We start from the raw sequence: 25,428 nt of genomic DNA, 5'->3' as shown, positions 1-25,428 counted from the left end.
TTATATAAAATAAGTGTTGATTTTATGTTTCGAAATGTTTGACTATTGCTCTGTAAATTGAGCAAAAGGGAATCATTATGCTTTGGAAAAATACCAGGGAGCAGTTCGGGCGCATGACTATTGCTATCCACTGGTTAGTGGCATTTACGGTGTATGCGTTGTTTGCCCTGGGTTTATGGATGGTAACTCTGGGCTACTACGATGGCTGGTATCACCAGGCACCTGAAATACATAAAAGCATCGGATGCATATTGTTTGCGGTGATGTTATTTCGGGTGATTTGGCGCTTTATTTCGCCGCCACCTAAACCCTTATCGAGTTATAGCCGCTTAACTCGGGTAAGCGCGATATTGGCGCATTTGATTTTATATATTGTCCTATTTTGTATCATGTTCAGCGGTTATTTGATCTCAACAGCAGATGGGCAACCAATCAATGTATTTGGTTGGTTCAATGTCCCTGCAACACTGACCAATCTACCTGACCAGGCAGATACTGCCGGAACTGTACATCTCTATTTGGCTTGGGCAGTCGTCGTGCTTTCACTCTTGCATGGACTGGCCGCGATTAAGCACCACTTTATTGATGGTGATGTAACCCTTAAGCGGATGCTGGGACGTAGCACCGATTAACCAACTGTATTATGGAGAATTAAATATGTTTAATAAGACCCTGTTGGGCCTGGCTGTAGGTGCACTGATGTTTACCGCAGGCAGTGCCGTAGCCGCCGAATATAAAATCGATAAAGAAGGGCAGCATGCCTTTATCGAATTCAGGATTAAACATTTAGGATATAGCTGGTTATACGGCAGTTTTAATGATTTTGACGGTTCTTTCACTTTTGATGAGAAAAATCCGGCCGCTGATAAAGTTAATGTGGTGATCAATACCAATAGTGTTGATACCAACCATGCAGAGCGTGACAAACATCTGCGTAGTAAAGATTTCCTGAATGTCGGTAAATTCCCACAGGCAACGTTTGAGTCGACCGACGTTAAGAAAAATGCAGAAGGTTATTCGGTCGTGGGTAACCTGACATTAAATGGTGTCACTAAGCCGGTGACATTGGAAAGCAAGTTGACTGGCCAAGGTAGTGATCCTTGGGGCGGTTATCGTGCTGGTTTTGAAGCCAATGGCACTATCAAGCTGAAAGACTTTAATATCACCACTGATTTAGGCCCGGCATCACAGGAAGTCGAACTGATTTTGTCAGTCGAAGGTGTTCGCGCCAAATAGTCAGAGCGATACCAATACCGTCGTTGTTTGACCTAAAGGAGCCTTGTGCTCCTTTTCTTTGGGGGCTACTCCGCACTGACTTCTGGCGTTAAATGCTAAACTAATTAATCAGATATCTTTCCAATGACTATACTTAAAAAACGAGCCGTAGCGTGCAAGCATCATTAAAAGATTGATCTGACTCACTAGTCGTATTTAATTGTTTGTGGGGTATATATGGCCAATGTTCCCAAAAAAACGCGCACTATCAAGCCTCCTTCCTATTTAGATGCCATTATCCCGATGTTGTCGTTGGTGTTACTCGTCGGCGCATCTGTCGCTCTGTTTGGCCTCAATGCCGTCAATGGACCATTACAGGTCGCGCTTATTCTTTGCACCATGATTACCGCTGTAATCATTATGAAGAATGGTCATGTATGGGAGGATATTGCCCAATCCACGCGTAAGGGAATATCAACAGTGGTTGGCGCGATATTTATCTTACTTGCTGTTGGTGCATTAATTGGGACCTGGAACATGTCGGGGACGATACCGACTTTAGTTTATTACGGCATTATTCTGATTACACCAAATTGGTTTTTCCCCATTACCTTTCTTGTTTGTGTCGGGGTTTCTCTAAGTATTGGCAGCTCCTGGACAACGGCGGGAACCATTGGGGTAGGCTTGGTTGGGTTATCCAATATGATTGGTGTCTCACCAGAGATAACTGCAGGTGCCGTGATTTCTGGTGCCTATGTGGGTGACAAAATCTCGCCATTATCCGAAAGTACTGTGTTGGCCGCACAGTTGAATGGTGTTGAATTGTATCGCCATATACAGGCACAACTTTGGACCACAATTCCTGCCGCATTGGTTGCTTTGGTGGCATTCATCATATTGGGTATCAATCAACAAGCCAGCTTTGATGCCACAATTACGCACGCCGAATTAGCCCGATTTGATGAGTTATTCAACATTACGCCTTGGAATTTACTGCCACTGGTATTCTTGCTTGGATTATCTGTCGGTAAAGTCCCGGCACCGTTGGCCATTATTAGCGCGGCGTTATTGGCTGGTGTGATGGCAGCATTTATTCAGCCGCAGGCCATTGCGCGTTTTATTGCTGAACCTGATACCGCGTTACCCATTGCTGCGGTGAAGGGCGTTTGGCTGGCGATGGCTAATGGTTTTCAGGAGAACTCCGGTATTCCACAGATGGATGCGTTGTTGTCGCGTGGGGGAATGGACAGCATGCTGCTGACTATCTGGTTGATTATCGGTGCAGTGACGTTCGGTATTATGGTGGATGACTTTGGCCTGCTTAATAAACTGGTAACCCCTATTTTGTTGCGGGCTAAAACCGTTGGGCAACTTTTTGCTTCAGCGGTTGCTACGGCCATTGGGCTTAATATCGTCGCGGGTGATCAATATATTGCTTTATTGCTGCCAACACGGTTATTCCACGGTGAATTTGCCAAACGCGGGTTAGCACCTGAAAATCTCTCACGCCTGGTGGGGGATGCCGGTATCGTCACCTCTCCGTTGATTCCCTGGAATTCTTGCGGTGCTTATATGGCGGCGGTATTGGGTGTATCCACCATGGGCTATCTGCCATTTGCGGTATTTAATATTGCCGCACCGATAGTCACGCTAATACTGGGTATCACCGGCTATAAGGTCCGCCGTATTGTGGTTGAGAGAGCATCATCGGTGCCACCAATAGCCAGTGATCGCCGGGAGGATGGGCTATAAACACCAGTTGGCCCTTGCTATGCCCAATATACGCCCAGTGAACTGGGCGCTTTATTGATGGTTGAGCGCTGATTGGCTTAAATATGGCCCGTCACTGATTGAATCCCTGATAATCAGTTCAGACTGAAATATATTTTCAGTTGATAAATATCCTCCGTCCAGCATTGAAATTAGCCGATTAATGACGTCATTTATCATACCGCTGACCGGGTCTTTAATACTGGATAACGATGGACTTAGAAAAGGTGCTATGGGGATATTGTCGAAGCCAATAAGAGAGACCGCTTCAGGTACTCTGATCCCTGCCTGATTTAATCTTTTCATGGCACCAATTGCCATATCATCATTGCTGGCGATAATCGCACTAAATGGTTGTTGGCTGGTTAATAACGATTCTACCGCAGTTGCACCACTGAGCGGGGTCCATTTCCCTTGAATAATAAGGTTATCGCGCAGCGGAAGAGAAAATGCATTTAATGCTTCTTTATATCCAGAAAGGCGCTCAATCGCTGTCGGTGAATCCAGTGAGCCGGTGATAAATGCAATATCCTGATGGCCCCGCTCAATGAGATATTTTGTCGCATTATAACTGGACCCTTTATGATCGCAGAAAGTACAGTGGCTGTGGTTTTTTCTTAATTTTCTGTTGACCACCATAATGGGCTGCTTATATTTATCAATAATAAGATCCATATCATCCACAGTTAAAAATCGGGGATAAATTATTATTGCGTCGCAACGTAAATCGAGCAGGAATTGGATTGCTTCTTGTTCCTCTTCCGCACTGTGTTTCCCGTCAACCAGCACCAGCTGACGGCCATTATTCTCTAATTTTTTGGCCGCTTGAGACAGTATCTCATTAAAGTAGTTACCATTATAAAGAGTATTGGTCACCACCAAACCAATGCATTGTGATTTATTGGTCGCCAGATTTCTTGCCAGCAAGTTTGGCCGATATCCGCTCTCTTCAATCGCTTTATATACCTGCGCTTTAGTCACTTCACTGACATAGCCTTTGCCTGACAGAACACGCGAAACAGTGGCTTTCGAGACACCTGCTTTTTTTGCCACTTCTAGCATTGTAGACATAGGTCTTTCCTACCCGTTGAAAATTATTGTCATTCTATACCTTTCGCCCTCGAAACTGCACGGCTGTTAGCAATATTCACTTACCCTATGGGCGGGCAGACATGCTGTTCCAATTGGGTTCTGGACCATGCGCTATAGACTGGCGGCTGACTGGCAATACTCCGTTCTTTAGGCCCACAGCTACTGTCGTGCACAATAACACGCCTAATCAATGCTGATCGTTATCACAAAATAAGAATTTAATTGCTCCATCTATTGAATTGCAGTCAGTAATTTAAGATTCTCGTGTGGAACCGGTTACCTAGTTGCCTGATAATAACTAAAAGCAAGGGTGTATCGGCAGGTAATATTTAAATAACACTATGAATATAATAGCTAATTACCATTTATGCTGGTGAGGATAGTCCCTCTTCGATTACAAATGGTTTGCTTAGCTCGGCGTGCGTCATTACGGGGAGTTGCTACTCATGTCAAAGAATTATGCCGCAGTATCTGCATCGATAGTCGATGCCATTGGTGGGGCGAATAACATCGCAGCGGTGACCCACTGTATGACGCGTTTACGCTTTGTGCTTAACGATGATAGTGCGGTTGATCTGGCGAAGTTGAAGTCCATCACCGGTGTGCTGGGTGTGGTGCGCAATGAAAACCAGTGTCAGGTTATTATTGGTAATAACGTTTCATATGCCTATGCTGAAGTGCTAAAACTGCTGCCGGAAGGCCTGGTAGCTGAAAATACGCTGCCGCAAAAAAATAAAATAACCTTGAAACGCATCGGCGCGGGGATCCTTGATGCGCTGATTGGCACCATGTCACCTCTGATTCCTGCCATTATCGGTGGTTCGATGGTCAAACTGTTGGCCATGATTCTGGATATGACCGGTGTTTTTGGCAAAGGCTCATCGACACTGATTATTCTCAATGTCATTGGTGACGGAGCGTTCTTCTTCCTTCCGGTTATGGTTGCTGCTTCTGCCGCACTCAAATTTAAAACCAATATGTCGCTGGCTATCGCCATTGCCGGGGTGTTGGTTCATCCCGCCTTTATTGATTTAATGGCTAAAGCTGCACAAGGTCAACAAGTTGAGTTTATGGGCGTTTCGGTCACGGCGGTGAAGTATACCTATACCGTAATTCCGGCATTATGTATGACCTGGCTGCTGTCTTATATTGAAAGATGGGTGGATCGCATTACACCGGCGGTGACCAAAAACTTCCTTAAACCAATGTTAATTGTGCTGATTTCCGCGCCTATTGCCATCATGTTTATTGGCCCTCTGGGAATTTGGATTGGTAGCGGTATTTCTTCGTTAGTGTACACCGTTCATGACTATCTGGGCTGGCTCTCGGTAGCGATTATGGGGGCACTCTGGCCTTTATTGGTTATGACCGGCATGCACCGTGTCTTTACCCCAACCATTATTCAGACCATTGCGGAGACCGGCAAAGAGGGCATGGTTATGCCATCAGAGATTGGCGCTAATCTTTCACTGGGTGGCTCATCGTTGGCTGTCGCATGGCGAACCAAAAACCCGGAATTACGCCAAACGGCGCTGGCTGCGGCCGCATCAGCGATTGTCGCAGGTATCTCTGAACCGGCACTTTATGGGGTGGCATTGCGCCTTAAACGCCCGCTGATCGCCAGTCTTATTAGTGGTTTTATTTGTGGTGCAGTCGCCGGAATCGGTGGGCTGGCAAGTCATTCGATGGCGTCCCCTGGATTATTTACCAGTGTCCAGTTCTTCGATCCGGCCAATCCAATGAGTATTGTATGGGTGTTTGGTGTGATGATTCTGGCCATCGTGATTTCGTTTATTACCACGCTGTTGCTGGGTTTTGAAGATATCCCGGTTGAAAATAGCGAAAGCGATACCGCCCATTCTGCTGTTGCGCCAAGCGCAGTAAAAATTAACTAAATACGAGGTATGTAATGCCAGTATCAACATTTCCCGACGGTTTCTTATGGGGCGGCGCATTAGCCGCAAACCAGGCCGAAGGTGCTTGCTTTGAAGGTGGAAAAGGGCTGACGACGGTTGATATGATCCCTCATGGACCACACCGTTTGGCAGTAAAGCTGGGGCAGGAGAAGCGTTTTACCCTAAGAGATGATGAGTTTTATCCCAGTCATCAAGCGATCGATTTCTATCATCGTTATAAAGATGATATCGCGTTAATGGCTGAAATGGGGTTCACCGTATTTCGTACCTCAATCGCATGGAGTCGGATTTTCCCTAACGGTGATGAGTTAACCCCGAATGCGCAGGGCATCGCATTTTACCGTGACCTTTTTGCCGAGTGTAAAAAGTACAATATTGAGCCGCTGGTGACGCTGTGCCACTTTGATGTTCCCATGCATCTGGTCACAGAATACGGCTCGTGGCGTAACCGGAAGATGGTTGATTTCTTCGCCCGTTATGCGCGCACATGTTTTACGGCGTTTGATGGATTAGTTAAATACTGGCTCACGTTTAACGAAATTAATATCCTATTGCATAGTCCGTTCTCTGGTGCCGGGCTGGTGTTTGAGCAACAGGAAAATCAGGAGCAAGTAAAGTATCAGGCGGCTCATCATGAGTTGCTTGCCAGTGCCTTGGCGACAAAAATTGCCCATGAGGTTAATCCGAATAATCAGGTGGGGTGCATGCTGGCGGGGGGGAACTTTTATCCGCGCACGTGTAAACCCGAGGATGTGTGGGCCGCGCTGGAGAAAGACCGTGAAAATCTGTTTTTCATTGATGTACAGGCCCGAGGTGCTTATCCGGCTTATACCAAACGGCTTTTCAGGGAGAAAGGGATTTCAATTGTTACTGAAACGGGTGACGACGAGATACTCAAGCATACAGTGGATTTTGTCTCCTTTAGTTATTATGCCTCCCGCTGTGCGTCGGCCGATATGAACGACCATAACAGCAGTGCGGCGAATATCGTAAAATCGCTGAAAAATCCTCACATTGAGGCCAGTGAATGGGGGTGGGGTATTGATCCTTTAGGTTTACGCATCACCATGAATATGATGTACGACCGCTATCAGAAACCGCTATTTTTGGTTGAGAATGGGTTAGGTGCCAAGGATGAAATTAACCCGCAAGGCGAGATTGAAGATGATTATCGCATCAGTTATTTGCGCGAGCATATCAAAGCTATGGGGGAGGCCATTGCTGATGGCATTCCGGTAATGGGTTATACCTCATGGGGTTGTATTGATCTGGTTTCTGCTTCTACCGGTGAAATGAGCAAGCGCTATGGTTTTGTTTATGTTGACCGTGATGATCAGGGCAAGGGTTCTTTAGCCCGTAAGAGAAAGAAATCCTTTTATTGGTACAAAAAAGTTATTGCCAGTAACGGTGCCGATTTGGATTAAGTCATCTGCCGGGATATCGTCTATAGCCGATATCCCCAGTGGATAAATATAGTCGGGAGCGGGTCCATTTTCTCCTTATGACGTATTACCCGGCACTATCATTACTATCGTGCGGGCCTTTCTTCAGATGAATCATGAAATCGGTAAATGCGGTGCGCAGCGGCGCAAACAGTGGGTGTTTACGGTTCTCCAGCATCGTTTCTGAAAACAGTTTCAGCCCGAGAGCAAATGCTGCGGTTTTCTCTTTGCCGAAGTCTATATCTTCTCGCATTTGTAACCGTTCGATGATGCCGAGGATCTCGTCATGATTCTCGGCTTCGAACGTTAGCGGGGCTTTCTCAATAGCGTCACCTTTGCGGTCGGTCAGCGGCTCAATGGTGATGCGATAACGATATCCCGGCATCAGCTTTTCTCCTGATCTTTTTCATCAGTTGTAGCCGAAGGCGGTGCTAACTCTTTTTCAATCACTTCTACCGCCGCCAGTAGTGCCGCGTTAATGCGCACGACTTGCTCTGGTGCGACATCAGAACGCATCATACTGCTACGTAGAATGTGGCGTAAGCGATGCATAGCATCAGCAATACCTTCTGCCAGATTCCCTTCTGGCCGGCGATTTACCTGTGCCAAGCGGGAGAAAATCACATCCACCATCTGTTGATTTTGTTGTAATTCAACTTTACCGGCATCAGTGATTTGGTAGCTTTTACGGCCATTACCGGTTGCCACTGGTGTGACAAAATCTTGCTCTTCTAGCAGGGTTAGCGTTGGGTAGATAACCCCAGGGCTTGGAACATAGAGCCCGGAGGACGCCTCTTCAATTGCCTTAATCAGCTCGTAACCGTGGCTCGGTTTTTTATCAACCAGCGCCAAGAGGACGATGCGCAAATCCCCATGTTCGAACAAGCGATGCATTTTATCACCGCGACCACGCCTGCCGCCCCTTACTGCTTCAGCGCCTTCAGCGGTTATATGATGACGACCTCCGCGATGCATCCTTTCGCTACAGTGGCGCTGCCCTTCATGGTGTTCGCCGCCCTGATGATGACCACGTTTTGAAAAACCAAACATAATGTCTCTCCTTTAGATATATCTAAACAATTTAGATATATCTAATTTAGATCGATATATCTAAATTGACAAGCAGAGAGTGATAAATAGTGGATTTTCTGGGTAAAAATAGAGAGGATTTGTACTCTATTCATTGATATTTATGATAAATATTTATTATGTGCCAACGAGGAATGGAGTGAAGATAAAGTCCATATAGTGAGGGGAATGGGTTGGCTGATGATGTTTTATCTGGAGTAAATGAGCTAAAAACTCTGTGCGTTTCCACTGCTGGTCGTCGTTAGGCAACTTTTGTTTTAGTGTTTCAACCTTGATTATTAATTCTTTGTACTGAGCTTCAAAGTAGGGAGCGTAAGTAGTCTACCCAGTCGATTCTCTGGAAAATCCATATTGTTTAGTTTTTGTCGATATCGTTGTTTTCAATTGATTTTATGGACTTATTGGGATGTGCTGAGAAGTGATAATGGTGTCCCCGACTGGAATCGAACCAGTAACTAGCCCTTAGGAGGGGCTTGTTATATCCGTTTAACTACGGGGACCCGGACATTGGCAGAGTGACTGCCGCTGAAGTGTACTGCCGAGCATTATACGCATTTTTATCCAGATAATAAGCGGTTAGCTGGCTGTTTGGTCACTCTGTCACCAACTTAGAGTGATTAAGTGATAGTAATAACCGAAAAACGATGTTTTCTCGACACAGCTACAGTTACCCAATGTGATTAAGAGCCATCATCTAAGATGAGTGTGGCTATCGAATTGCGTCAGACGCGAGAGATGATTAAATTACACAATTAAACAAGACAGCTTAAGGCTCTAAGGATAGAATTTTTTGTATTGCATCCAGCGCGCTAATTTTTTTTAAATCTTTTCGCCAAGAGAGATAAATATTAATACCGAATTTATCTTCGTAATAAGGTGTCATACGTTTATAGGCAATTCCCGCTCTGCTAACCATGCACATAGAATAAGGAATAAAGGCCATTCCACGTCCTAATGCAATTTCTGATAACATCCGTAATGGATCACCAGGCTCAGGTTTTCGGGTTAGATTAAAAGGTAACGCATTGAAAATCTTCTCACATTTATCAAAGTAATCAATATTAGCCAGCCGGCTAAACCAATATAACGGGAGATCACTGACATCTTTTAAATCAATAAACTCTTTTTGACTGGCAGGATGACTACTTGGAATAGTTATCAAGTTTATCTCTTTATAGATGAATTTAAATTCCAATAATTCATTTTGGTATGGTTTTTCTGCAACAATCGAAAAGTCCAGATGTCCGTTAAGCATTTCCATTAAGAGTTGTTTAGATGTATAGGTGTCTTTGTAGATTTTATTTGTATGCGCTAAACCATCAAGCGTGTCCTGAATTTTAGGCATTAAATTAAAGTCTAACGTTTTAGTCGTACCTGCACGAAACCCTTGATCATAAGTGCTGTGTTTTTTTATTTCTGCCAAATCAGCAACCATGGTGTTCAAGAGTTTTCTACTCTGTAATTCAAACAGTTTACCGGCTTCTGTTAGAGATACCTGATGTGTATTGCGTAGGAATAGGGCTGTTCCCAGATTTTCTTCAAGATTACGAATTTGCGTCGATAGCGGAGGTTGTGAAACCCCTAGTCGCTCGGCTGCCCGTCTGAAACTCATATCGTCACACACAGCAAGGAAAAACTGTAACTGCCTGATAGTAGGAAGTCTTTTACTAAATATCTGCATCACTTTCTCCAACATCCGTGTTCACGTTTAAGCGACATTTCAGTAAGGTCTATCTCAAGTTTTAAACCTGCTGATATCTTTATACTATCACAAAATGAATATTTCAAAACATTGTTTTAAAAACGTAAGCTCCTTTCATCGAAATAACGATTAACCCACAATTGATTGAAAAGGAAATATACAATGTCATCTAACTACCTAATGATTTCTCGCTACCCTTTAAAGAAAGGGATGGAATCCAAACTCGCAGGGTTATTGCAGTCATCCGCAATGAAAAACTATTATCTTTCGATGCAAGATGAAGATAAGGAATTGCTGGAATTCAATAGCTACACTGAGATAAGTGAAATTCAGTATGACGAGAATCATCTGAACGATATTCTTGCTGACCTTACGGCACTATTGTCTGGTGATGTAAAACGTGAACTGGTTAAGTATGTTGAAAGCCCGATTGTGTCAGAGAAATCTGTTCCTGACTCTGAATATGTCCAGTTACGACATGTAGAAGTTGTTCCAGAATTTCACTCGCAATATCGTAACTGGCGGGAAAATACAATTTTTAACGTTGTTCGTAGCAATAAGGACAAGATCGAATCTTTTGAAGCTTATCACTCAGTATTTAGTACTCAACCTGGTGTTATGTTTGTTTCATCTTTTTCGGTAGAACCTGAAGAATACATAAAATCATTCACCGATGAAAATTACCAGAGAATAATTCAACAAGCAGGTGATAGATATATCACTGGCGGCAATGACGGTTTGTATACAAAAATTTATCAAAAAATTTCATTTAATTAATGAAAAATGAGGCAGATGAACATGCTAACAAAACAAAAAACAGACCTATTGGTGGTCGGAGATAAGTTCCACGATTTCGCTATGGGTAATGATATTGTTACATTGAGTCAGTTAGACTTAATGACAAAGATTCCATCTAAAGTTTTAGCTAAAAATAATACTTTAGTTGTTGGGCAAGGTGTAAGAAAAGATACTATTAGTAATATATTAGAAAATTATCATCACTATAATAAACAGGTCAGCAATATTGACTTACATATGTTATTACAAGAGAGATATCCACAAGGTAGTAATAGTTATACCCATAAGAAAGAAGAGCATAATATCCTGATCGGCAAAGCCCAAAAGGTCGATAAAGATATTTATAACTTACCACTTATGATTGATGAGCGCTGTGAGTTAATGGGTGATCATCAATCAGGTAAACACTTGCAAGGTATGTTATTAGTTGAGGCATTTAGGCAAACATTTATTGCCGTTACTGAGGAGTTTTATCCGTTCCTCGGTGATATCAAAAAATACTTTGTTATTAATTCACTCAATATTAATTTTTATAATTTTGTTTTCCCAATCGCAGCTAATATTACCTATAAGGTTAATGATATTGATGTTAATGAGCGACGTGAGAAAATAAATTCCACGATAGAAGCATGGCAAAATGATGTTTTATGTGCCTCTATGGAAGCAAGTTTTACAGTCTACCCACTCGATATTATCAGTAAGAAAGAGGCTGAACTTGCAGAGAAAGCTATTGGCGACCATTTTATTAAAATAAACTCAAGCAAGGTGATTTCAGAGTAAATATGATGGATAGTAATAAAAAATATATTTACGAATTATCAATTACTACACAAGGGCCACTTTATCCGCCAAGTGAAGTCATCGATAAAAATGGGGATTTTGTGGTTATTGGTACTTTGCCACAAAAGGATAAAAACCTTTGGGGAATGGCGATTGTTGATAAAGAAACACTTGTCCCCCCATTTGGTAATATAGAACCTTATTTAATTAAGAAAGATTTATCTAGTGCCTCAATAGATGAATTAAGTGATATAGAGCTTTTTACATTGCCGTTACCGTTGCCTTTAAATAATTACCCAATGGTATTTGCACCGGAACAATGCCCGAAGGCTAACGGAGTGGTTCGAGATAGCTTCTCTCTTAATCAGGCATATATTTCTGATTATCGTGAAAGTGATGGACGAAGGAAAATAGACAAAATAACTTTAGCGGACTGGGTAAAAGCGGAAGGGAGACTAACTGTTACTGTTTTGGATGACAGTAGGTCGGTACGGTTTGATTTCGATTTTAGTCATCTTATTCCTAATAGTTTATATACAGTAATGAGCCTTAGAGAAGATGATTTAAATCCAGATATGCTAACCAGACCTGGACCCCTTGGTATTCCAAATGTATTTATTACTGATGCACATGGATGTGCATCTTATTGGGCTATTTTAGATAATCCATTTCCAGCGAAAGTAAATAAAGAGGCTAATCGTATTATCAATATAGTCGTGCTTTTTATGAGTTCACAGCAAAGCTATGGCGGAGCAATAGGGCTATATGGATTAGGCGGCGACATTCATGCTCATCTGAAGTTAAAACAGTCAGACTTTCACAATATTACGACACTAGGGTAGATAATTATGCCAATTATTAAGATAACGGCTTGGCCATTTGCTAATGAAAAATCGGCTAGTTTACTTATTGCAGACATCACACGAGTAGTTCATACCCAGCTAGGTTGCCAATTAGATAAAATTACAGTTTATATTGAAGAGGTCTCACCTGCTCGGTGGGGGGATGCCGGTATTGCAGGAAATGACCCTGATTTTAAGGAAAAAAGTCGAAGAATGCGCTATGAGGATGGGGAATAAATATGTGCCGGACTGCGTTTTATGATGTGGATGATACGCTAATAAATATAAAAAGCATGTTTGATTTCTTCCATTTTTGGGCAAGTGAAAATAAATTAGACAGTCAGAAAGAAAAATTTGATTCACAGTTTTCTGTTCTGGCTAGAAAAACGAATAGCCGCGAGGAATTAAATAGAGCTTATTATCGTTTTTTTAAAGACGTCCCTTTATTAAAAATTGAAGAGTGTGCAGTTAGCTGGTTCAAAAAAACATTTTCAACTACTGATATATTCATAACTTACACATTAAAAAGTATTCTAGCGCATAGAGTTTTAGGTCATAATATAGTGTTAGTGTCTGGCTCAATGGCTCCGTTATTAAAACCTATCGCTAGATTATTAGGTGTTACAGATATTCTCTGCACAGAATTAGTCATTGACAATTCAGGAGTAGTAACTGGGGAAATTTTAGGAACGCAAACAATTGGTGATGGTAAAGCTTTTGTTATTAGGCAATATGCCGAAAAAAATAACATTAAGCTATCGACGTGTTTTGCCTATGGGGATGATGTTTCTGATATACCTATGCTTTCCTGTGTTGGCCATCCAGTATGTATTGGTGAGGGAACGAAACTCAGTAATTATGCAGCAGATAATAAATGGCTTACTGTGAGTATTTAATTAACATTACCAGAATGCACATTGTGATAAATGCAATGTTATATTTTAATGATATTTTTTAGAATAATTTAAAAGGAACTCTCCGTGGAAGACATTGTTATTGTAGGTGCCAAGAGAACAGCCATAGGTTCATTTCAGGGCGGACTGTCTACTGTCCCGGCTACTGAATTAGGTACTACCGTTATAAAAGACTTACTATGTACCTATAAGATTAAAGCTGAAGATATTGACCAAGTTATTATGGGGCAAGTATTAACCGCGGGTTGTGGTCAAAACCCTGCACGTCAGGCTGCATTAAATGCTGGTCTGCCAAATGATGTTTGTGCGCTAACTATTAATAAAGTCTGTGGGTCAGGACTTATTGCAATACAATTGGCTGCTCAGGCTATCCGCAATGGAGATGCTGAAATAATTATTGCCGGAGGGCAAGAGAATATGTCTCTGTCACCACATATTTTATTGTCCTCACGTCAAGGAACTCGTGTTGGTAATAGTAATATCGTTGATTCAATGGTTAATGACGGATTAACGGATGCCTATAAGGGCTATCATATGGGGATCACCGCTGAAAATGTTGCTAGTCAATATAATATTTCGCGTGAGGACCAAGATACATACTCAATACTGTCTCATCGCAAGGCACTGACAGCAATTGAAGAAGGGAAATTCAAAGCTGAGATATCACCTGTTATCGTAATGCATAAAAAAGGCTCACAGGTTATTGATACTGATGAAGGGCCAAGAGTAACTGAGCCTGGCAGGCTAGCAAAGTTAAAACCCGCATTTGATTCTCAAGGAACAGTAACGGCTGGCAATGCATCTTCATTAAATGATGGTGCCGCTGCAGTCATTGTTTGTAGTGCCAGTAAAGCCAAAGAGCTGGGGTTGATACCTTTGGTGAAAATTTCTGCTTTCGCTAATACAGGTATTTGTCCCTCAATCATGGGTGTTGCACCCATTGCAGCAATTACTCAGTGTTTGGATAAGATCAATAAAGATATTTCTCAGATAGATCTCTTTGAATGTAATGAAGCTTTTGCTGCACAGTCGTTAGCCATTAAAAGGGCATTAGCTATCCCGAAAGAGAAGATCAATATTAATGGTGGTGCGATTGCCTTAGGACATCCGATTGGTGCTTCAGGTTGCCGCATTTTGGTTTCACTTATCTATCAACTGAGTGCTCGTAATCTAAAAAATGGAATCGCGGCGTTGTGTGTCGGTGGTGGTGAAGGTTTAGCAATGGCAGTGACACGATTATAGCTACATATATTAAATATCTTTCTGCCTTGATTTTATATTAGAGACTCTTATCTAAGTGAATCGCTGAATCTAAATCTGACTATTGTAGTGAGTTATTATACAGCGGTGCCAAGGAAACTTTGGCATAACTGATAATACCTATCTCTAGCTAAATAGCGAAAGATATTTAATTATTATAAATGAAAGTAATAGGTGTAATTATGCATTCAAATAACATACTCGGAAATAGTAATTCAGACGGCGAGTTTTCTAGCCTGATCATATCGGTTATCGGGGTTATTTTATCGGTAGGTGCAGTTTATATCACACAGCTAATTTTTCAGGAAATATCAGAAAGTTTTCATGTGGCGGTACTAGATGCACGCTATTCATTTAGTGTGTCATGCTTTATTTATGCTATTTCATTTTTTATATTTGGTCCTCTATCTGACAGAGCGTCAGCTAAGTATTTGAGCTTGTTTGGATGCGCAGGTGTTATTTTCTGTTTGATTATTTGCCTTTATATTACAAACTATAATGTTTTTCTTCTCGTTATGGCATTACTTGGATTTTTTGCTGCTGCGGTTCCTGCTGCTTTATTTGCTTATACTGCTAAAAATACTGCAGCGGATAGACTCCCACAAGCAATGGGATTAATGATATCGGCATCAATTGTCGGTATCATTTTTAGTCGTAGCATCATTGGTATTTTATCCGATCACTTTTCCTGGCGTACTGCGTTCTCTATGTATGCAGTGCTAGTTCTGATTTCAGCACTGCTGATAATTATTGGGCTAAAAGAAAACTCTACTGTCGAGCGTAATCATAAAAAATTGAGTCATGTTTATATAAATGCAGCAAAAATGCTCACTGATAGAAATATTATTCTGTTTTTATCTTTAGGTTTTCTCCTTTTCTTTAGTTATTTAGGATTGTCTTCATTTCTAACTTACTACCTTAGAGGAATGCCTTTTACTCTATCATCGACAGCTTTGGGTTGGTTGAACTTCGTTGGAATAAGTGCAGTTGGTGGGGCATTTATAAGTGCAAAACTTGCAATGGCTATTGATAAGAAAAAAATTATAATCACATTCTTATGTGGGGTATCTGCGTCTATATTAGTTATTGCCTTTAGCAATAATATTTATATTGTTGCGTTGGGGATTTTTGCTTTATTTATATTCGTTTTTGGTATACAGCCTATTGTTATGTCTATCCTTAACCAATTTGTAGATAGTTCATCTAAAGGAACAGTTTCATCATTATATCTTTTGTCCTGTCTAGCTGGAGGGAGTTTTGGCACATTTGTTCTTGGTTTAGTATGGCATTCGATGAATTGGTTGGGTGTGGTGATAGTCTGTGTTTCTGTATCAGTGATTAATATTATTCTGGCGATTAATTATATTGGGAAGTCTAAAGCCAGCAGTTTTTTAACCCTATTGAGAGTTCAAAATAAAATCATGTTAAATAAATTAGCTATAGTGACGGGGGCAACGGGTTCCATTGGTAAGGAAATAGTCCGGGGGTTGGTGGAAAACAATTATAAAGTAGTATTGGTCGGGCGCAACGATAACAAATTGGAACGAGTAAAGCAGGAGATAATTAACCAGACGAATAAGCAATCTTATGTTGTTACGCAAAAGATAGATATATCTAGTCAGATCTCTGTGGATCAAGGGGTGGCCTATATTGATGAATATTATGGTCCAATTGATGTACTGATAAATGCAGCAGGGAATGGTGAGCCGACAGATTTTTTCTCTACTACAGAGGATGACTGGCAGGTGACGATGCAGGCAAAGCTTATGGGAACAATCCGAATGACCCAAGCGGTGTCCAGGATGATGTCAAAGTATCAACGCGGGAAAATAATTATTATTAATGGCACTTTCTGCTATGATCCTGATCCACTTTTTATTATTAATAGCACTGTTAATTCAGCATTAGCTGGGTTCACCAAAGCATGTTCAAAGTATTTAGCCGCTGAGAATATCAATTTAAATGCAATTAATCCCTGGATCACTGAGACTGAGTCTTGGAGTCAGACATGCGATAAATTAGCTAAGTTTAAAGCGATTGAAAAAGATGTGTTAGATGCAAATCTACAATCTATGAATCCATATAAGAGATACGCCCGTACTGAAGATATCAATAATGCAATATTATTTTTATTAAGCGAGAAGTCATCATTTATTAATGGTGCCTCATTGAATATCGATGGTGGCGCAACTATTGGTTATTAAAGAATGCTAATAAGGAATTTTTTATGAAAAAATTAAGTGTTTTTTTATTTATACTGTCTGCTGTTTTTTTAATGAGGGACTTATGGCTGATTCATCAATTATTTATACGGGATTTAATGCACCTACAGGGATTGCTGTCAACCAACAAGGCGTTGTGTATGTAACTAATTGGTCCGCTGGCTCGATCACTAAAATAAATACTAATGGTAAAAAGGAAGTTTTCGCAGATAATATATCATCTCCTGCGGGCATTACCATTAATCAGAATGGCGATGTCTATGTGTCCTCATATTCTGACAATTACATTCTAAAAATTAGTCCCGAGGGCGTTCAGCAGAAGATATCGACAGGTTACCGAACCCCAACAGGGATTGCATTTTCTAAGTCGGGTAATTTATTGATTACGAATCGGTCATCCGGTGATATATCTTCACTTAATCTAGATACAGGCAGTGTAATAACTCTTGTTACAGGGTTAAATCTTCCTGTGGGGGTTGTTGAACTCAACGATGGAAGTTTAGTCGTGACCCAATATAGCGGTCGGTTAACTCATATCAATAAAGCGGGCGATAAGCGGGAGTTAGGTCATGACTTTATTCGCCCCGGTGTGGGTATTGTTGCTGAGTCGGATGACGTTATTGTCGCTATCGATAATGGTGCGGATGCTGTTAAACGTGTCAATGTCATTTCGGGAAAAACCGAACTATTGGATGATAATTTTAGTGGCGCAGTTGCATTAGCGAAACACGGGAATAGTTATCTCGTAGGTACTTGGAATGACGGAAATATTCATTTAGTGAGATAATTAAGAAAAGGGTTCAAGTGTAAAAATTGGATATAGATAGCGAGATTTGATCATTTAAATATAAGGAAATAAAATGAATAATAACGAATTGCCACAGCGAACTTTAGGTTCTCACTTACAGGTATCTGCGATTGGATATGGTGCTATGGGGCTGAGTGAATTCTATGGGCCTAGTGATGAGATTGATTCACTGAAAGTATTGCATACAGCGATAAATGAAGGGGTGACTTTTTTTGATACGGCAGATATGTATGGTCGTGGTCATAATGAATCATTGATTGGGCGCTGTTTGTCTGGTTTGACGGCTAATGATCGTGCAAACTTAACTATCGCCACCAAGTGTGGTATTGATCGCGGAAATAGCGCTGGTTATGAACGAAAAATCAATAATTCTCCTGATTATATAAAGCAAAGTTGTGAATCATCATTAGAACGATTGGGGTTGTAAAAAATCGACCTTTATTACATGCATAGGCTTGATGCTGAAACACCTATCGAAGAGACTATGTATACTTTGGCGAACTTAGTCAAAGAGGGCAAAATATTGCATATTGGCCTATGTGAAGTTTTTGTTGATATTCTTCAGCGGGCGCTGTCGGTATTTCCTGTCGACGCTTTGCAAACGGAGTATTCTCTTTGGACTCGGGATATTGAAGATGAAATATTACCATTTCTGAAAAATAATAATATTGGATTGGTACCTTATTCACCACTTGGCCGAGGCTTTTTAACTGGAAAATATACTTCAGTAAACGACTTTTCAGTCGATGACTTCCGGCGTTTCAATCCTCGTTTCTCTGAAGAGAATATGGCCAAGAACCTTGCTATTTTAGAGGCTATTACACCATTAAGTCATAAATATAATTGTAGTCTTGGTCAGATAGCACTTGCCTGGTTATTGGCTCAAAGTGTTAATATCGTACCTATTCCTGGCACGAAAAAAGAACGATATTTAAGAGAGAACGTCGCCTCGTGTCATATTAAATTAGAAGATGCGGATATAAAAATTTTAAATGATATTAAGAATAAACTAGATATATATGGGGAACGGTACACCAGCGAAGGAATGAAAGGAATATCATACTAATTTTACCTTGTGTACTATCATTAGATGTTTGAGAAGGGCATTATTAATAAATACTCTTCTCATTTTTTATCTCTAGCCTAGCCTCCATCTTATTTACCGATAATTTCATATTTCTCCACATGACTAATAAAAGCACGTAAGCGAGCGGGAACATAATTTCTATCTCTAAACATAAGATAAGTTGGTCTAAGCCCACCATGCCACTCCGGTAAGATATGTACCAATTCCCCACGTTCGATAAGTGATGTGACAAATTGAAAAGGAGCCAGACAAATCCCTAAGCTTTTCTTTGCCGCACGGATAACTAACTCGGTATCATCAACCACCATATAGGGAGTGGCTGAAATAAGATACTCACTACCTGATGATTTATTTATTATCTGCCATTCTGTATCTGATTTCGGCATGATCAACTTATGTTGATTAACCAAGTCTTCAGGAATTAACGGGACGGTATTTTTAGAAAGGTATTCTATTGAGGCACAAAAAACATAATGTGAATTCATGATTTTTTTTGCTATCCAGTTGCTGTCCTTCAATTTACCGACTCTAATCGCTGCATCAATATTGAGAGATTCGAGATCAATAACTCGGTTGGTCACCATTAAATCAATGCTGATATCTGGGTACTTCTGCATAAAATCAAAAATACAATTGCCGACCCACTGGTGGGTAAGATTTATTGGCGCGGTTATCACCAATTTTCCCGTTAAGCTATGGTGGTAGTCATCAAGTAATGTTGTTGCTGACAAACATTCAGATAGCGGGCCAACACAGCTATCGTAATACATACGGCCTAAAGGGGTGAGAGTGATCGTTCGGGTTGAGCGATTAAGTAGCCGGCCACCAATGCATTGTTCAAGCTTTGTTATTCGGCGACTTAAGGTAGGCAGGGGGATGTCAGTTATTTCAGATACCTTTGTCAGACTGCCAGCATCGACGACACTTATAAACAGGTTAAGGTCGTCCAGAGAAATTTTATCTTTCATTTTTGAAATTCACCTATTCAATTTCAGCTCTTATCCTCAATAGATGAATATTATAGTATTTAACCCGAGATATAAACATCGCATCAGATTTTTAGTGTAAATAAAGGAAAATAACATGAATATATTTATCACTGGTTGTGAAAGTGGAATTGGACAAAGCTTAACAAAACGGATTCTAAAAGATGGACATTCTGTTTTTGCCTGCCATTTTAAAGATATTCCAGAGAAAGAAACTACATTATTAAAAAATAAATACCAAGATAAAATACACTTTATTCAGTTGGATGTTACTCAGCGGGGAGCAGTAGAACAGGCTGTTTTAAATGCTTTAGAGGTTATGAGTTCTATTGATGTACTTATAAATGTTGCAGGTATTGCCTATTTCAGTAGTCCACTAACCACTACGGATTTAGAATGGAAAAATACATTTGATGTTAATGTGAATGGTTATTTTTATCTGACTCGCTCGCTGTTGCCGGTACTGATTAATAGCCCTTCAGCACAAATAATAAATATGTCATCAGTATGGGGTACCAGAGGAAACAAAGATATGTATGCATATTCTGTTTCTAAATATGCAGTTCAAGGTATGACTGATGGGTTACGAGAATATTGCAAACCATTAGGGATTAAAGTAACAAGTATTATATTGGATAAAGTTGATACGTCATTTAGAGAGCTAATGGATGACCATATTAATATTTCAAGGGAACAAAAGAAGAGAATGCTTGCGGCCTCTGATGTTGCTGACACGGTCAGTTATTTATTGAAAACATCCAAAAATGCACTTGCATCTTCTATTGTTCTTGACGCAGTACTTTGGAGATAGTCAGATGAATAAATATCTTGTTTTGCTTTGTGTTGTCCTCTCCACTTTTTTCTGGGGATCGAATTTTAATGTCGCAGCATTAATTGTCAACCACGTTTCTCCTCTGTTAGCTGCAACTGAGAGGTTTGTTATTGCTAGTGTCACTATATTAGCGGTACTTTTGTTACGAGAAAGAAATAGCTGGATTGTCCTGAAAAAGAATTATCTGGCATTTGTCTTACTGGGTCTTTGCGGTATTACAGGTTTTAATTTGGCTTTCTTTATTGGATTACAAACCACTACGCCGATAAATGGCGCGCTTATTATGGCCACCTCGCCAATTACAACTGCGCTTCTTTTCACTCTTTGTGAAAGGCAGAAAATATCACGGGTACAATGTGTCGGCATGCTGATCAGTTTATTAGGTGTTTTATTGGTTATCAGTAAAGGTTCTATTAGTAACCTACTTAATATGGAGTTTAATCAAGGGGATATGATTATCTTACTTGGGAATATTGCATGGGCTGCTTATACTGTTGGCTGCCGTAAATACACTGTAGGTGCTACCCCCTTGCAAATAACCAGTTTTACGATGCTGTTTGGTACGTTAGGTATCGTTATGTTTGCTTATTACACTGAAGGTACATTCAGTGGATTGTATAATATTTCCGCATTTAATCATGGCGCATTAATTTACATGGGAATTGCAGGGTCGGTATTGGCCTATTTATTCTGGAATGTGGGTATTAAGAATTTAGGCGCGGCTAACACGGCTGTTTTCTTCAACCTCGTACCGGTATTTACCATGATATTAGCTATTTTTAATCATATTTTACCTACGGGATTGCAGTTATCAGGTGCTGTTTTGGTCATCGCGGGTGTTATTTGTGCAACCCAGTCTTATAAAATGTTTATTCGCCGCAAGCCATTAACAACACCGAATGTTGGCTCCGCGTGAGAAGTGAATAGTTTAATTAAGGACACGAGGCAGTCGCCACTCGTGTCCGGGAAACTCCGCAACCAGCGGTAACCCCCAGAGTCAGAATCGCTATTTGGGGGTAACTCATTGATTAAAATATCAACTCTTCTTAACGAACTCTGATTTCAACTTCATTGGACCAAACCCATCAATTTTACAATCGATATTGTGATCCCCTTCAACCAGGCGGATGCCTTTCACTTTGGTGCCAATTTTCAGCGTTGAAGAACTGCCTTTTACTTTCAGGTCTTTAACAACAGTTACTGAGTCACCGTCAGCCAACAAATTACCGTTGGCATCGCGCACCACCAGGTCGTCCTGGCCGGTGGCTGAAGGGCTATTTTCCGACCACTCATGACCACACTCCGGGCAATTCAGTTGTTCACCTTCTTGCCATGTAAATTCAGAACTACATTTTGGACAGTTTGGTAAATCCTGCACGTTAACCTCTTGAAATTTAATTGAATAAATATAAAAAAGTGACAAATAACAGTCTGCTATATTGATGTTCACATATTTTACACTTTTTATCGCATTAAAGAATAGCCAAGTGGCCAGTAACCCAGGTAAATAATTACGGGTGTATCGGTGTAGCCATCTTTGAATCCTGCCACGTGATGGCATTTTTTATGGTTTAGATGATATAAGGATGATTGGCTGAACTAAGGGGATTTTATTAAAAATTGTCGGTATACCCTGTTACCACCTGTTAGTGGAACAGTGATAACTGAATCCCGCTTACTTTTGCCCTAAGCGCCGATGTTGTTCAAGTTCATAGTCGATAAAAGCATGGATCATCGTCCGGTAAACTTTCTCTATGATCTCTTCTGCTAATCCCGCTTTGCTGGCTTCTGCTGTGACACGATCTATTACCATCTGCACCCGATCTGGCGCCCGTACTGCGTTCTGATCCTGCTTAAATGCGGCGGCCGCTTTTACACATTGGCTCCGTTGCGCGATTAACGCGACAATTTGCGAATCTATGCCATCAATAGCCGCTCTGATATCCTCGATCGAAGAGAAATGCATTAGTTGTACCTCTTTGCTAGTACGAAATTATCACGTTAACACAGTGGTTAAGTTGGTGCTATTCAGAGGGGGGCGGAGTGTCTTTGGCTGCCTTATCACCATTTTTCGGTTGATGGGTCATATCACTGCGGATCTGCGCATGGCTTATCAGGGCAAAAATAAAAGTACCGCCGATAATGTTGCCTGCCAATGTTGGAATAGCGAACGGATAAATAAATTGCTGCCAGGGTAATGAGCCATTAAATACCAGATAGAAGATTTCGACCGAACCAACCACAATATGGGTAAGGTCGCACAGCGCCACTAAATAGGTCATCAGGAAAATGACCCAGATCTTAGCGCTTCCTGCTGATGGCATCATCCATACCATAGTGGCAATGATCCAACCGGAAAATATGCCGTTAGCAAACATCTCAGATGGCGAATTCTCCATCACCCCTTGTGCCAGAGTGACAAATGATGCGCGTGTCGACTCATCAAACACCGGCATATGGATAAAGGAATAGGCCGCAATTCCTGTACCGATAAGGTTGCCCAGTAGCACCAACCCCCATAGGCGAAATAACAGAAGAAAGTTTTGCCCACTCGGTTTTTGCATGATGGGCAGTACCGCGGTCACGGTATTTTCGGTAAATAGCTGTTGGCGGGCCATAATGACAATAATAAAACCAAAGGTATAACCGACATTCTCCAGCAGGAAACTTGCCGGTGAGTCAGGTAGTTTTGCGTGAAAAATGCCTTTGGCAATAAGCGATGCCCCCATTGAAAGGCCGGCAGCAATGGCGGACCACAGCAGTGCAAAGCTGTCGCGCTCTAACTCTTTTTGCCCCTCGAGGCGGATCAATTCATGGATTGCGGCTGCTTTTGAGGGAAGTTCCTTCTCATTTATTTCTATCTCTTTTCCCTGCTTTTGTTCCTCACTTTCCACTTTCAATTCACCCTTATTCTGCGACAGTTTTTCATCATTCATAGGGATTTCCCGGTTGGTAGATAAATAATTGTGGTGGTTGGAACACAAAAAATAAGGGAAGGCCGACATAATAAGCGTAGTCGCTATTTATTATTCTTGGGCTAATGGTGAGTTGTTAGTGGGTCTTTGTTGGGGGGAGTAAAATAGCCATCAGAAGAGGGGGAAAAGTAACCAAACGTTAATCTTGTTGGTTTTTTCTACAGAAATTTGATCTTATACCGAATAATACCTCTATAAGGGTAGGGTCAGGGTTAGACCCACGCTACGTAAGGATTAAGCCTTATGTTATCATTCGGTTTTCCTGAAACAACAATCCTACGATGGAAACCAATCCTTCATGTTGGAAGCTAAAAACCTGACCTGCATCCGAGATGAGCGAAGCTTGTTCCAACAGTTAAGCTTTTGTGTGGCTGCTGGGGAGATAGTGCAGGTTGAGGGGCAAAATGGTGCAGGTAAAACCAGTCTGTTGCGGATTTTAGCCGGACTGGCCGATGCAGATGAAGGGCAGGTGAGCTGGTTGGGGGCGAATATTCGCCGAGATCGCGCTAAATATCATCAGGATTTATTGTTTTTAGGCCATCAACCGGGAGTTAAGTCGGTACTGACGCCTTTTGAAAATCTGGCGTTTTATCAGTCGGTGTTACAAAAGGTCGATAGCGCCGCAATCTGGCAGGCTTTGTCTCAGGTCGGGTTGGTGGGTTATGAAGATTTACCGGTATCTCAATTATCGGCTGGGCAGCAACGGCGCGTGGCCTTGGCCCGTTTGTGGTTGAGCAAGGCTCCACTATGGATTCTGGATGAACCGTTGACCGCGATTGATAAGCAGGGGGTTGCTACCCTGTTAGATCTGTTTGTTGAGCATGCAGCTAACGGTGGCATGGTACTGCTTACCACACATCAGGATCTGAACGGTGTTGGTCAGAGTGTGCGTAAAATCCGTTTAACCAACACGCAGGAGAATTAATGTTTATCAGCGTGTTGCGTCGTGAATTAAAAATAGCCTTTAGAAAAGGGGCAGAGATAGTTAACCCGCTCTGGTTTTTTCTGATTGTCATCACACTGTTTCCGTTAGGGATAGGCCCAGAACCGCAATTATTGGCGCGTATTGCACCGGGGATTGTCTGGGTGGCGGCATTGCTTGCATCGTTACTCTCTTTGGAGCGGCTATTTCGCGATGATTTCTACGATGGCTCCCTTGAACAGTTGTTGTTATTACCCGCGCCACTGGCACTCACGGTGTTAGGCAAAGTGTGTGCTCACTGGGTCGTTACCGGATTACCTTTGCTTATTTTATCTCCGCTGGTCGCTCTGTTGCTGTCTCTTGATAGTAATACCGCGATTGCCATGGCGCTCACGCTGCTGTTGGGGACGCCAACCTTAAGTTTTATCGGGGCTATTGGTGTGGCACTGACGGTGGGGTTACGCAAGGGAGGGGTGCTGCTGAGTTTATTGGTGTTGCCGCTGTATATCCCGGTGCTGATATTTGCTACTGCGGCCATTGATGCGGCTTCTATGTCACTGCCGATTGATGGGTATCTGGCGATTTTGGGGGCAATGCTCGCGGGGAGTGTAACACTTGCGCCTTTTGCCACCGCCGCTGCATTGAGAGTGAGTGTGCACTAGCAGTTGAATGCCACTCAGAAGGAAACAATTTCTTAAAAGAAGCCTGTAGTTAAAATATAAGAATTTTCAGAAGCTTAAGCGCGGTAGCCAACGCAGTCAGAGCAGATTGTGCGC

25 protein-coding genes, 1 tRNA gene and 1 pseudogene are annotated in these 25,428 nt (G+C 41.6%); 18 read left to right on the top strand and 9 right to left on the bottom strand.

The window, feature by feature from the left end:
• Positions 1 to 77 precede the first annotated feature (77 nt).
• From Q2T71_RS14410 to Q2T71_RS14400, 3 genes are all read left to right on the top strand, one after another.
• Positions 78 to 632 carry a cytochrome b gene (locus Q2T71_RS14410; protein WP_372559535.1) on the top strand — a complete coding sequence of 185 codons (555 nt, stop codon included), beginning with the start codon at positions 78 to 80 and terminating at the stop codon, positions 630 to 632.
• 25 nt (positions 633 to 657) lie between these two features.
• Entirely contained in the window at positions 658 to 1,236 is a 579-nt protein-coding gene (locus Q2T71_RS14405; RefSeq protein WP_083158188.1) for a YceI family protein, read from the top strand.
• 216 nt (positions 1,237 to 1,452) lie between these two features.
• Positions 1,453 to 2,967: a Na+/H+ antiporter NhaC family protein gene (locus Q2T71_RS14400; protein WP_083158189.1), complete on the top strand. Its 1,515-nt coding sequence runs from the start codon at positions 1,453 to 1,455 to the stop codon at positions 2,965 to 2,967.
• 51 nt (positions 2,968 to 3,018) lie between these two features.
• Here Q2T71_RS14400 and Q2T71_RS14395 read toward each other — a convergent pair whose 3' ends face one another.
• Positions 3,019 to 4,056 (bottom strand): LacI family DNA-binding transcriptional regulator, encoded by a 1,038-nt coding sequence (locus Q2T71_RS14395; RefSeq protein ID WP_372559534.1) that lies wholly within the window; start codon positions 4,054 to 4,056, stop codon positions 3,019 to 3,021.
• Between the two features lie 467 nt (positions 4,057 to 4,523).
• On the opposite strand from Q2T71_RS14395, the gene ascF reads away from it, so the two are divergent.
• Both ascF and Q2T71_RS14385 read left to right on the top strand, forming a co-directional pair.
• The gene (gene ascF / locus Q2T71_RS14390; RefSeq protein ID WP_372559533.1) at positions 4,524 to 5,972 is read left to right on the top strand and encodes a PTS cellobiose/arbutin/salicin transporter subunit IIBC; all 1,449 of its coding nucleotides are present in this window, start codon (positions 4,524 to 4,526) and stop codon (positions 5,970 to 5,972) included.
• 14 nt (positions 5,973 to 5,986) lie between these two features.
• A complete protein-coding gene (locus Q2T71_RS14385) occupies positions 5,987 to 7,417 on the top strand; it encodes a 6-phospho-beta-glucosidase (protein ID WP_372559532.1) in 1,431 nt (476 codons plus the stop codon).
• A gap of 85 nt (positions 7,418 to 7,502) precedes the next feature.
• Here the strand turns inward: Q2T71_RS14385 and Q2T71_RS14380 are convergent, their stop codons facing one another.
• From Q2T71_RS14380 to Q2T71_RS14365, 4 genes are all read right to left on the bottom strand, one after another.
• Positions 7,503 to 7,820: a DUF3861 domain-containing protein gene (locus tag Q2T71_RS14380; protein WP_372559531.1), complete on the bottom strand. Its 318-nt coding sequence runs from the start codon at positions 7,818 to 7,820 to the stop codon at positions 7,503 to 7,505.
• Positions 7,820 to 8,485: a PadR family transcriptional regulator gene (locus Q2T71_RS14375; RefSeq protein ID WP_372559530.1), complete on the bottom strand. Its 666-nt coding sequence runs from the start codon at positions 8,483 to 8,485 to the stop codon at positions 7,820 to 7,822. The genes Q2T71_RS14380 and Q2T71_RS14375 overlap by 1 nt, the downstream gene beginning before the upstream one ends.
• A 464-nt stretch (positions 8,486 to 8,949) precedes the next feature.
• Positions 8,950 to 9,024 (bottom strand) — tRNA-Arg (locus Q2T71_RS14370).
• 266 nt (positions 9,025 to 9,290) lie between these two features.
• Positions 9,291 to 10,205 (bottom strand): LysR family transcriptional regulator, encoded by a 915-nt coding sequence (locus tag Q2T71_RS14365; protein ID WP_372559529.1) that lies wholly within the window; start codon positions 10,203 to 10,205, stop codon positions 9,291 to 9,293.
• Positions 10,206 to 10,388: 183 nt separating this feature from the next.
• Between Q2T71_RS14365 and Q2T71_RS14360 the strand changes: the two genes are divergently transcribed.
• From Q2T71_RS14360 to Q2T71_RS14320, 9 genes and pseudogenes are all read left to right on the top strand, one after another.
• A complete protein-coding gene (locus Q2T71_RS14360) occupies positions 10,389 to 11,003 on the top strand; it encodes a hypothetical protein (protein ID WP_372559528.1) in 615 nt (204 codons plus the stop codon).
• 21 nt (positions 11,004 to 11,024) lie between these two features.
• Complete coding sequence (locus Q2T71_RS14355; RefSeq protein WP_372559527.1) at positions 11,025 to 11,804, top strand: AfsA-related hotdog domain-containing protein; 780 nt, start codon at positions 11,025 to 11,027, stop codon at positions 11,802 to 11,804.
• A gap of 2 nt (positions 11,805 to 11,806) precedes the next feature.
• On the top strand, positions 11,807 to 12,646 hold the full coding sequence (locus Q2T71_RS14350; protein WP_372559526.1) for a hypothetical protein: 840 nt from the start codon (positions 11,807 to 11,809) through the stop codon (positions 12,644 to 12,646).
• A 6-nt stretch (positions 12,647 to 12,652) separates the two neighbouring features.
• Entirely contained in the window at positions 12,653 to 12,883 is a 231-nt protein-coding gene (locus tag Q2T71_RS14345) for a 4-oxalocrotonate tautomerase family protein (RefSeq protein WP_372559525.1), read from the top strand.
• A gap of 2 nt (positions 12,884 to 12,885) precedes the next feature.
• On the top strand, positions 12,886 to 13,542 hold the full coding sequence (locus Q2T71_RS14340) for an HAD family hydrolase (protein ID WP_372559524.1): 657 nt from the start codon (positions 12,886 to 12,888) through the stop codon (positions 13,540 to 13,542).
• 84 nt (positions 13,543 to 13,626) lie between these two features.
• Complete coding sequence (locus Q2T71_RS14335) at positions 13,627 to 14,802, top strand: acetyl-CoA C-acetyltransferase (RefSeq protein WP_372559523.1); 1,176 nt, start codon at positions 13,627 to 13,629, stop codon at positions 14,800 to 14,802.
• Between the two features lie 200 nt (positions 14,803 to 15,002).
• Positions 15,003 to 17,024 (top strand): SDR family oxidoreductase, encoded by a 2,022-nt coding sequence (locus Q2T71_RS14330; protein WP_372559522.1) that lies wholly within the window; start codon positions 15,003 to 15,005, stop codon positions 17,022 to 17,024.
• Positions 17,025 to 17,106: 82 nt separating this feature from the next.
• On the top strand, positions 17,107 to 17,829 hold the full coding sequence (locus Q2T71_RS14325) for a serine/threonine protein kinase (protein ID WP_372559521.1): 723 nt from the start codon (positions 17,107 to 17,109) through the stop codon (positions 17,827 to 17,829).
• A gap of 88 nt (positions 17,830 to 17,917) precedes the next feature.
• Positions 17,918 to 18,916, top strand: a pseudogene (locus Q2T71_RS14320) (aldo/keto reductase).
• Positions 18,917 to 19,005: 89 nt separating this feature from the next.
• On the opposite strand, the gene Q2T71_RS14315 reads toward Q2T71_RS14320, so the two are convergent.
• Complete coding sequence (locus Q2T71_RS14315) at positions 19,006 to 19,905, bottom strand: LysR family transcriptional regulator (protein WP_372559520.1); 900 nt, start codon at positions 19,903 to 19,905, stop codon at positions 19,006 to 19,008.
• Positions 19,906 to 20,020: 115 nt separating this feature from the next.
• On the opposite strand from Q2T71_RS14315, the gene Q2T71_RS14310 reads away from it, so the two are divergent.
• Together Q2T71_RS14310 and Q2T71_RS14305 are read left to right on the top strand one after the other, a co-directional pair.
• A complete protein-coding gene (locus Q2T71_RS14310; RefSeq protein WP_372559519.1) occupies positions 20,021 to 20,734 on the top strand; it encodes an SDR family oxidoreductase in 714 nt (237 codons plus the stop codon).
• A gap of 4 nt (positions 20,735 to 20,738) precedes the next feature.
• Positions 20,739 to 21,671 (top strand): DMT family transporter, encoded by a 933-nt coding sequence (locus tag Q2T71_RS14305; RefSeq protein WP_372559518.1) that lies wholly within the window; start codon positions 20,739 to 20,741, stop codon positions 21,669 to 21,671.
• A 120-nt stretch (positions 21,672 to 21,791) separates the two neighbouring features.
• On the opposite strand, the gene Q2T71_RS14300 is transcribed toward Q2T71_RS14305, so the two are convergent.
• The 3 genes from Q2T71_RS14300 to Q2T71_RS14290 form a co-directional block, all read right to left on the bottom strand.
• Positions 21,792 to 22,133 carry a zinc ribbon domain-containing protein YjdM gene (locus Q2T71_RS14300; protein ID WP_083158195.1) on the bottom strand — a complete coding sequence of 114 codons (342 nt, stop codon included), beginning with the start codon at positions 22,131 to 22,133 and terminating at the stop codon, positions 21,792 to 21,794.
• A 297-nt stretch (positions 22,134 to 22,430) separates the two neighbouring features.
• Positions 22,431 to 22,721: a chorismate mutase gene (locus Q2T71_RS14295; protein WP_372559517.1), complete on the bottom strand. Its 291-nt coding sequence runs from the start codon at positions 22,719 to 22,721 to the stop codon at positions 22,431 to 22,433.
• 58 nt (positions 22,722 to 22,779) lie between these two features.
• Complete coding sequence (locus tag Q2T71_RS14290) at positions 22,780 to 23,691, bottom strand: formate/nitrite transporter family protein (RefSeq protein ID WP_372559516.1); 912 nt, start codon at positions 23,689 to 23,691, stop codon at positions 22,780 to 22,782.
• A gap of 337 nt (positions 23,692 to 24,028) precedes the next feature.
• Here Q2T71_RS14290 and ccmA point away from each other — a divergent pair, with 337 nt between their 5' ends.
• Together ccmA and ccmB are read left to right on the top strand one after the other, a co-directional pair.
• Entirely contained in the window at positions 24,029 to 24,655 is a 627-nt protein-coding gene (ccmA, locus tag Q2T71_RS14285; protein ID WP_083158198.1) for a cytochrome c biogenesis heme-transporting ATPase CcmA, read from the top strand.
• Positions 24,655 to 25,314: a heme exporter protein CcmB gene (ccmB, locus tag Q2T71_RS14280; protein ID WP_083158199.1), complete on the top strand. Its 660-nt coding sequence runs from the start codon at positions 24,655 to 24,657 to the stop codon at positions 25,312 to 25,314. Before ccmA ends, ccmB begins: the two co-directional genes overlap by 1 nt.
• Positions 25,315 to 25,428 lie beyond the last annotated feature (114 nt).

The sequence above is a fragment of the Yersinia sp. 1652 StPb PI genome (assembly GCF_041538345.1).
In the GTDB taxonomy this organism is placed as follows: domain Bacteria; phylum Pseudomonadota; class Gammaproteobacteria; order Enterobacterales; family Enterobacteriaceae; genus Yersinia; species Yersinia enterocolitica_E.
This window is presented reverse-complemented; position numbering and strand designations above follow the sequence as displayed.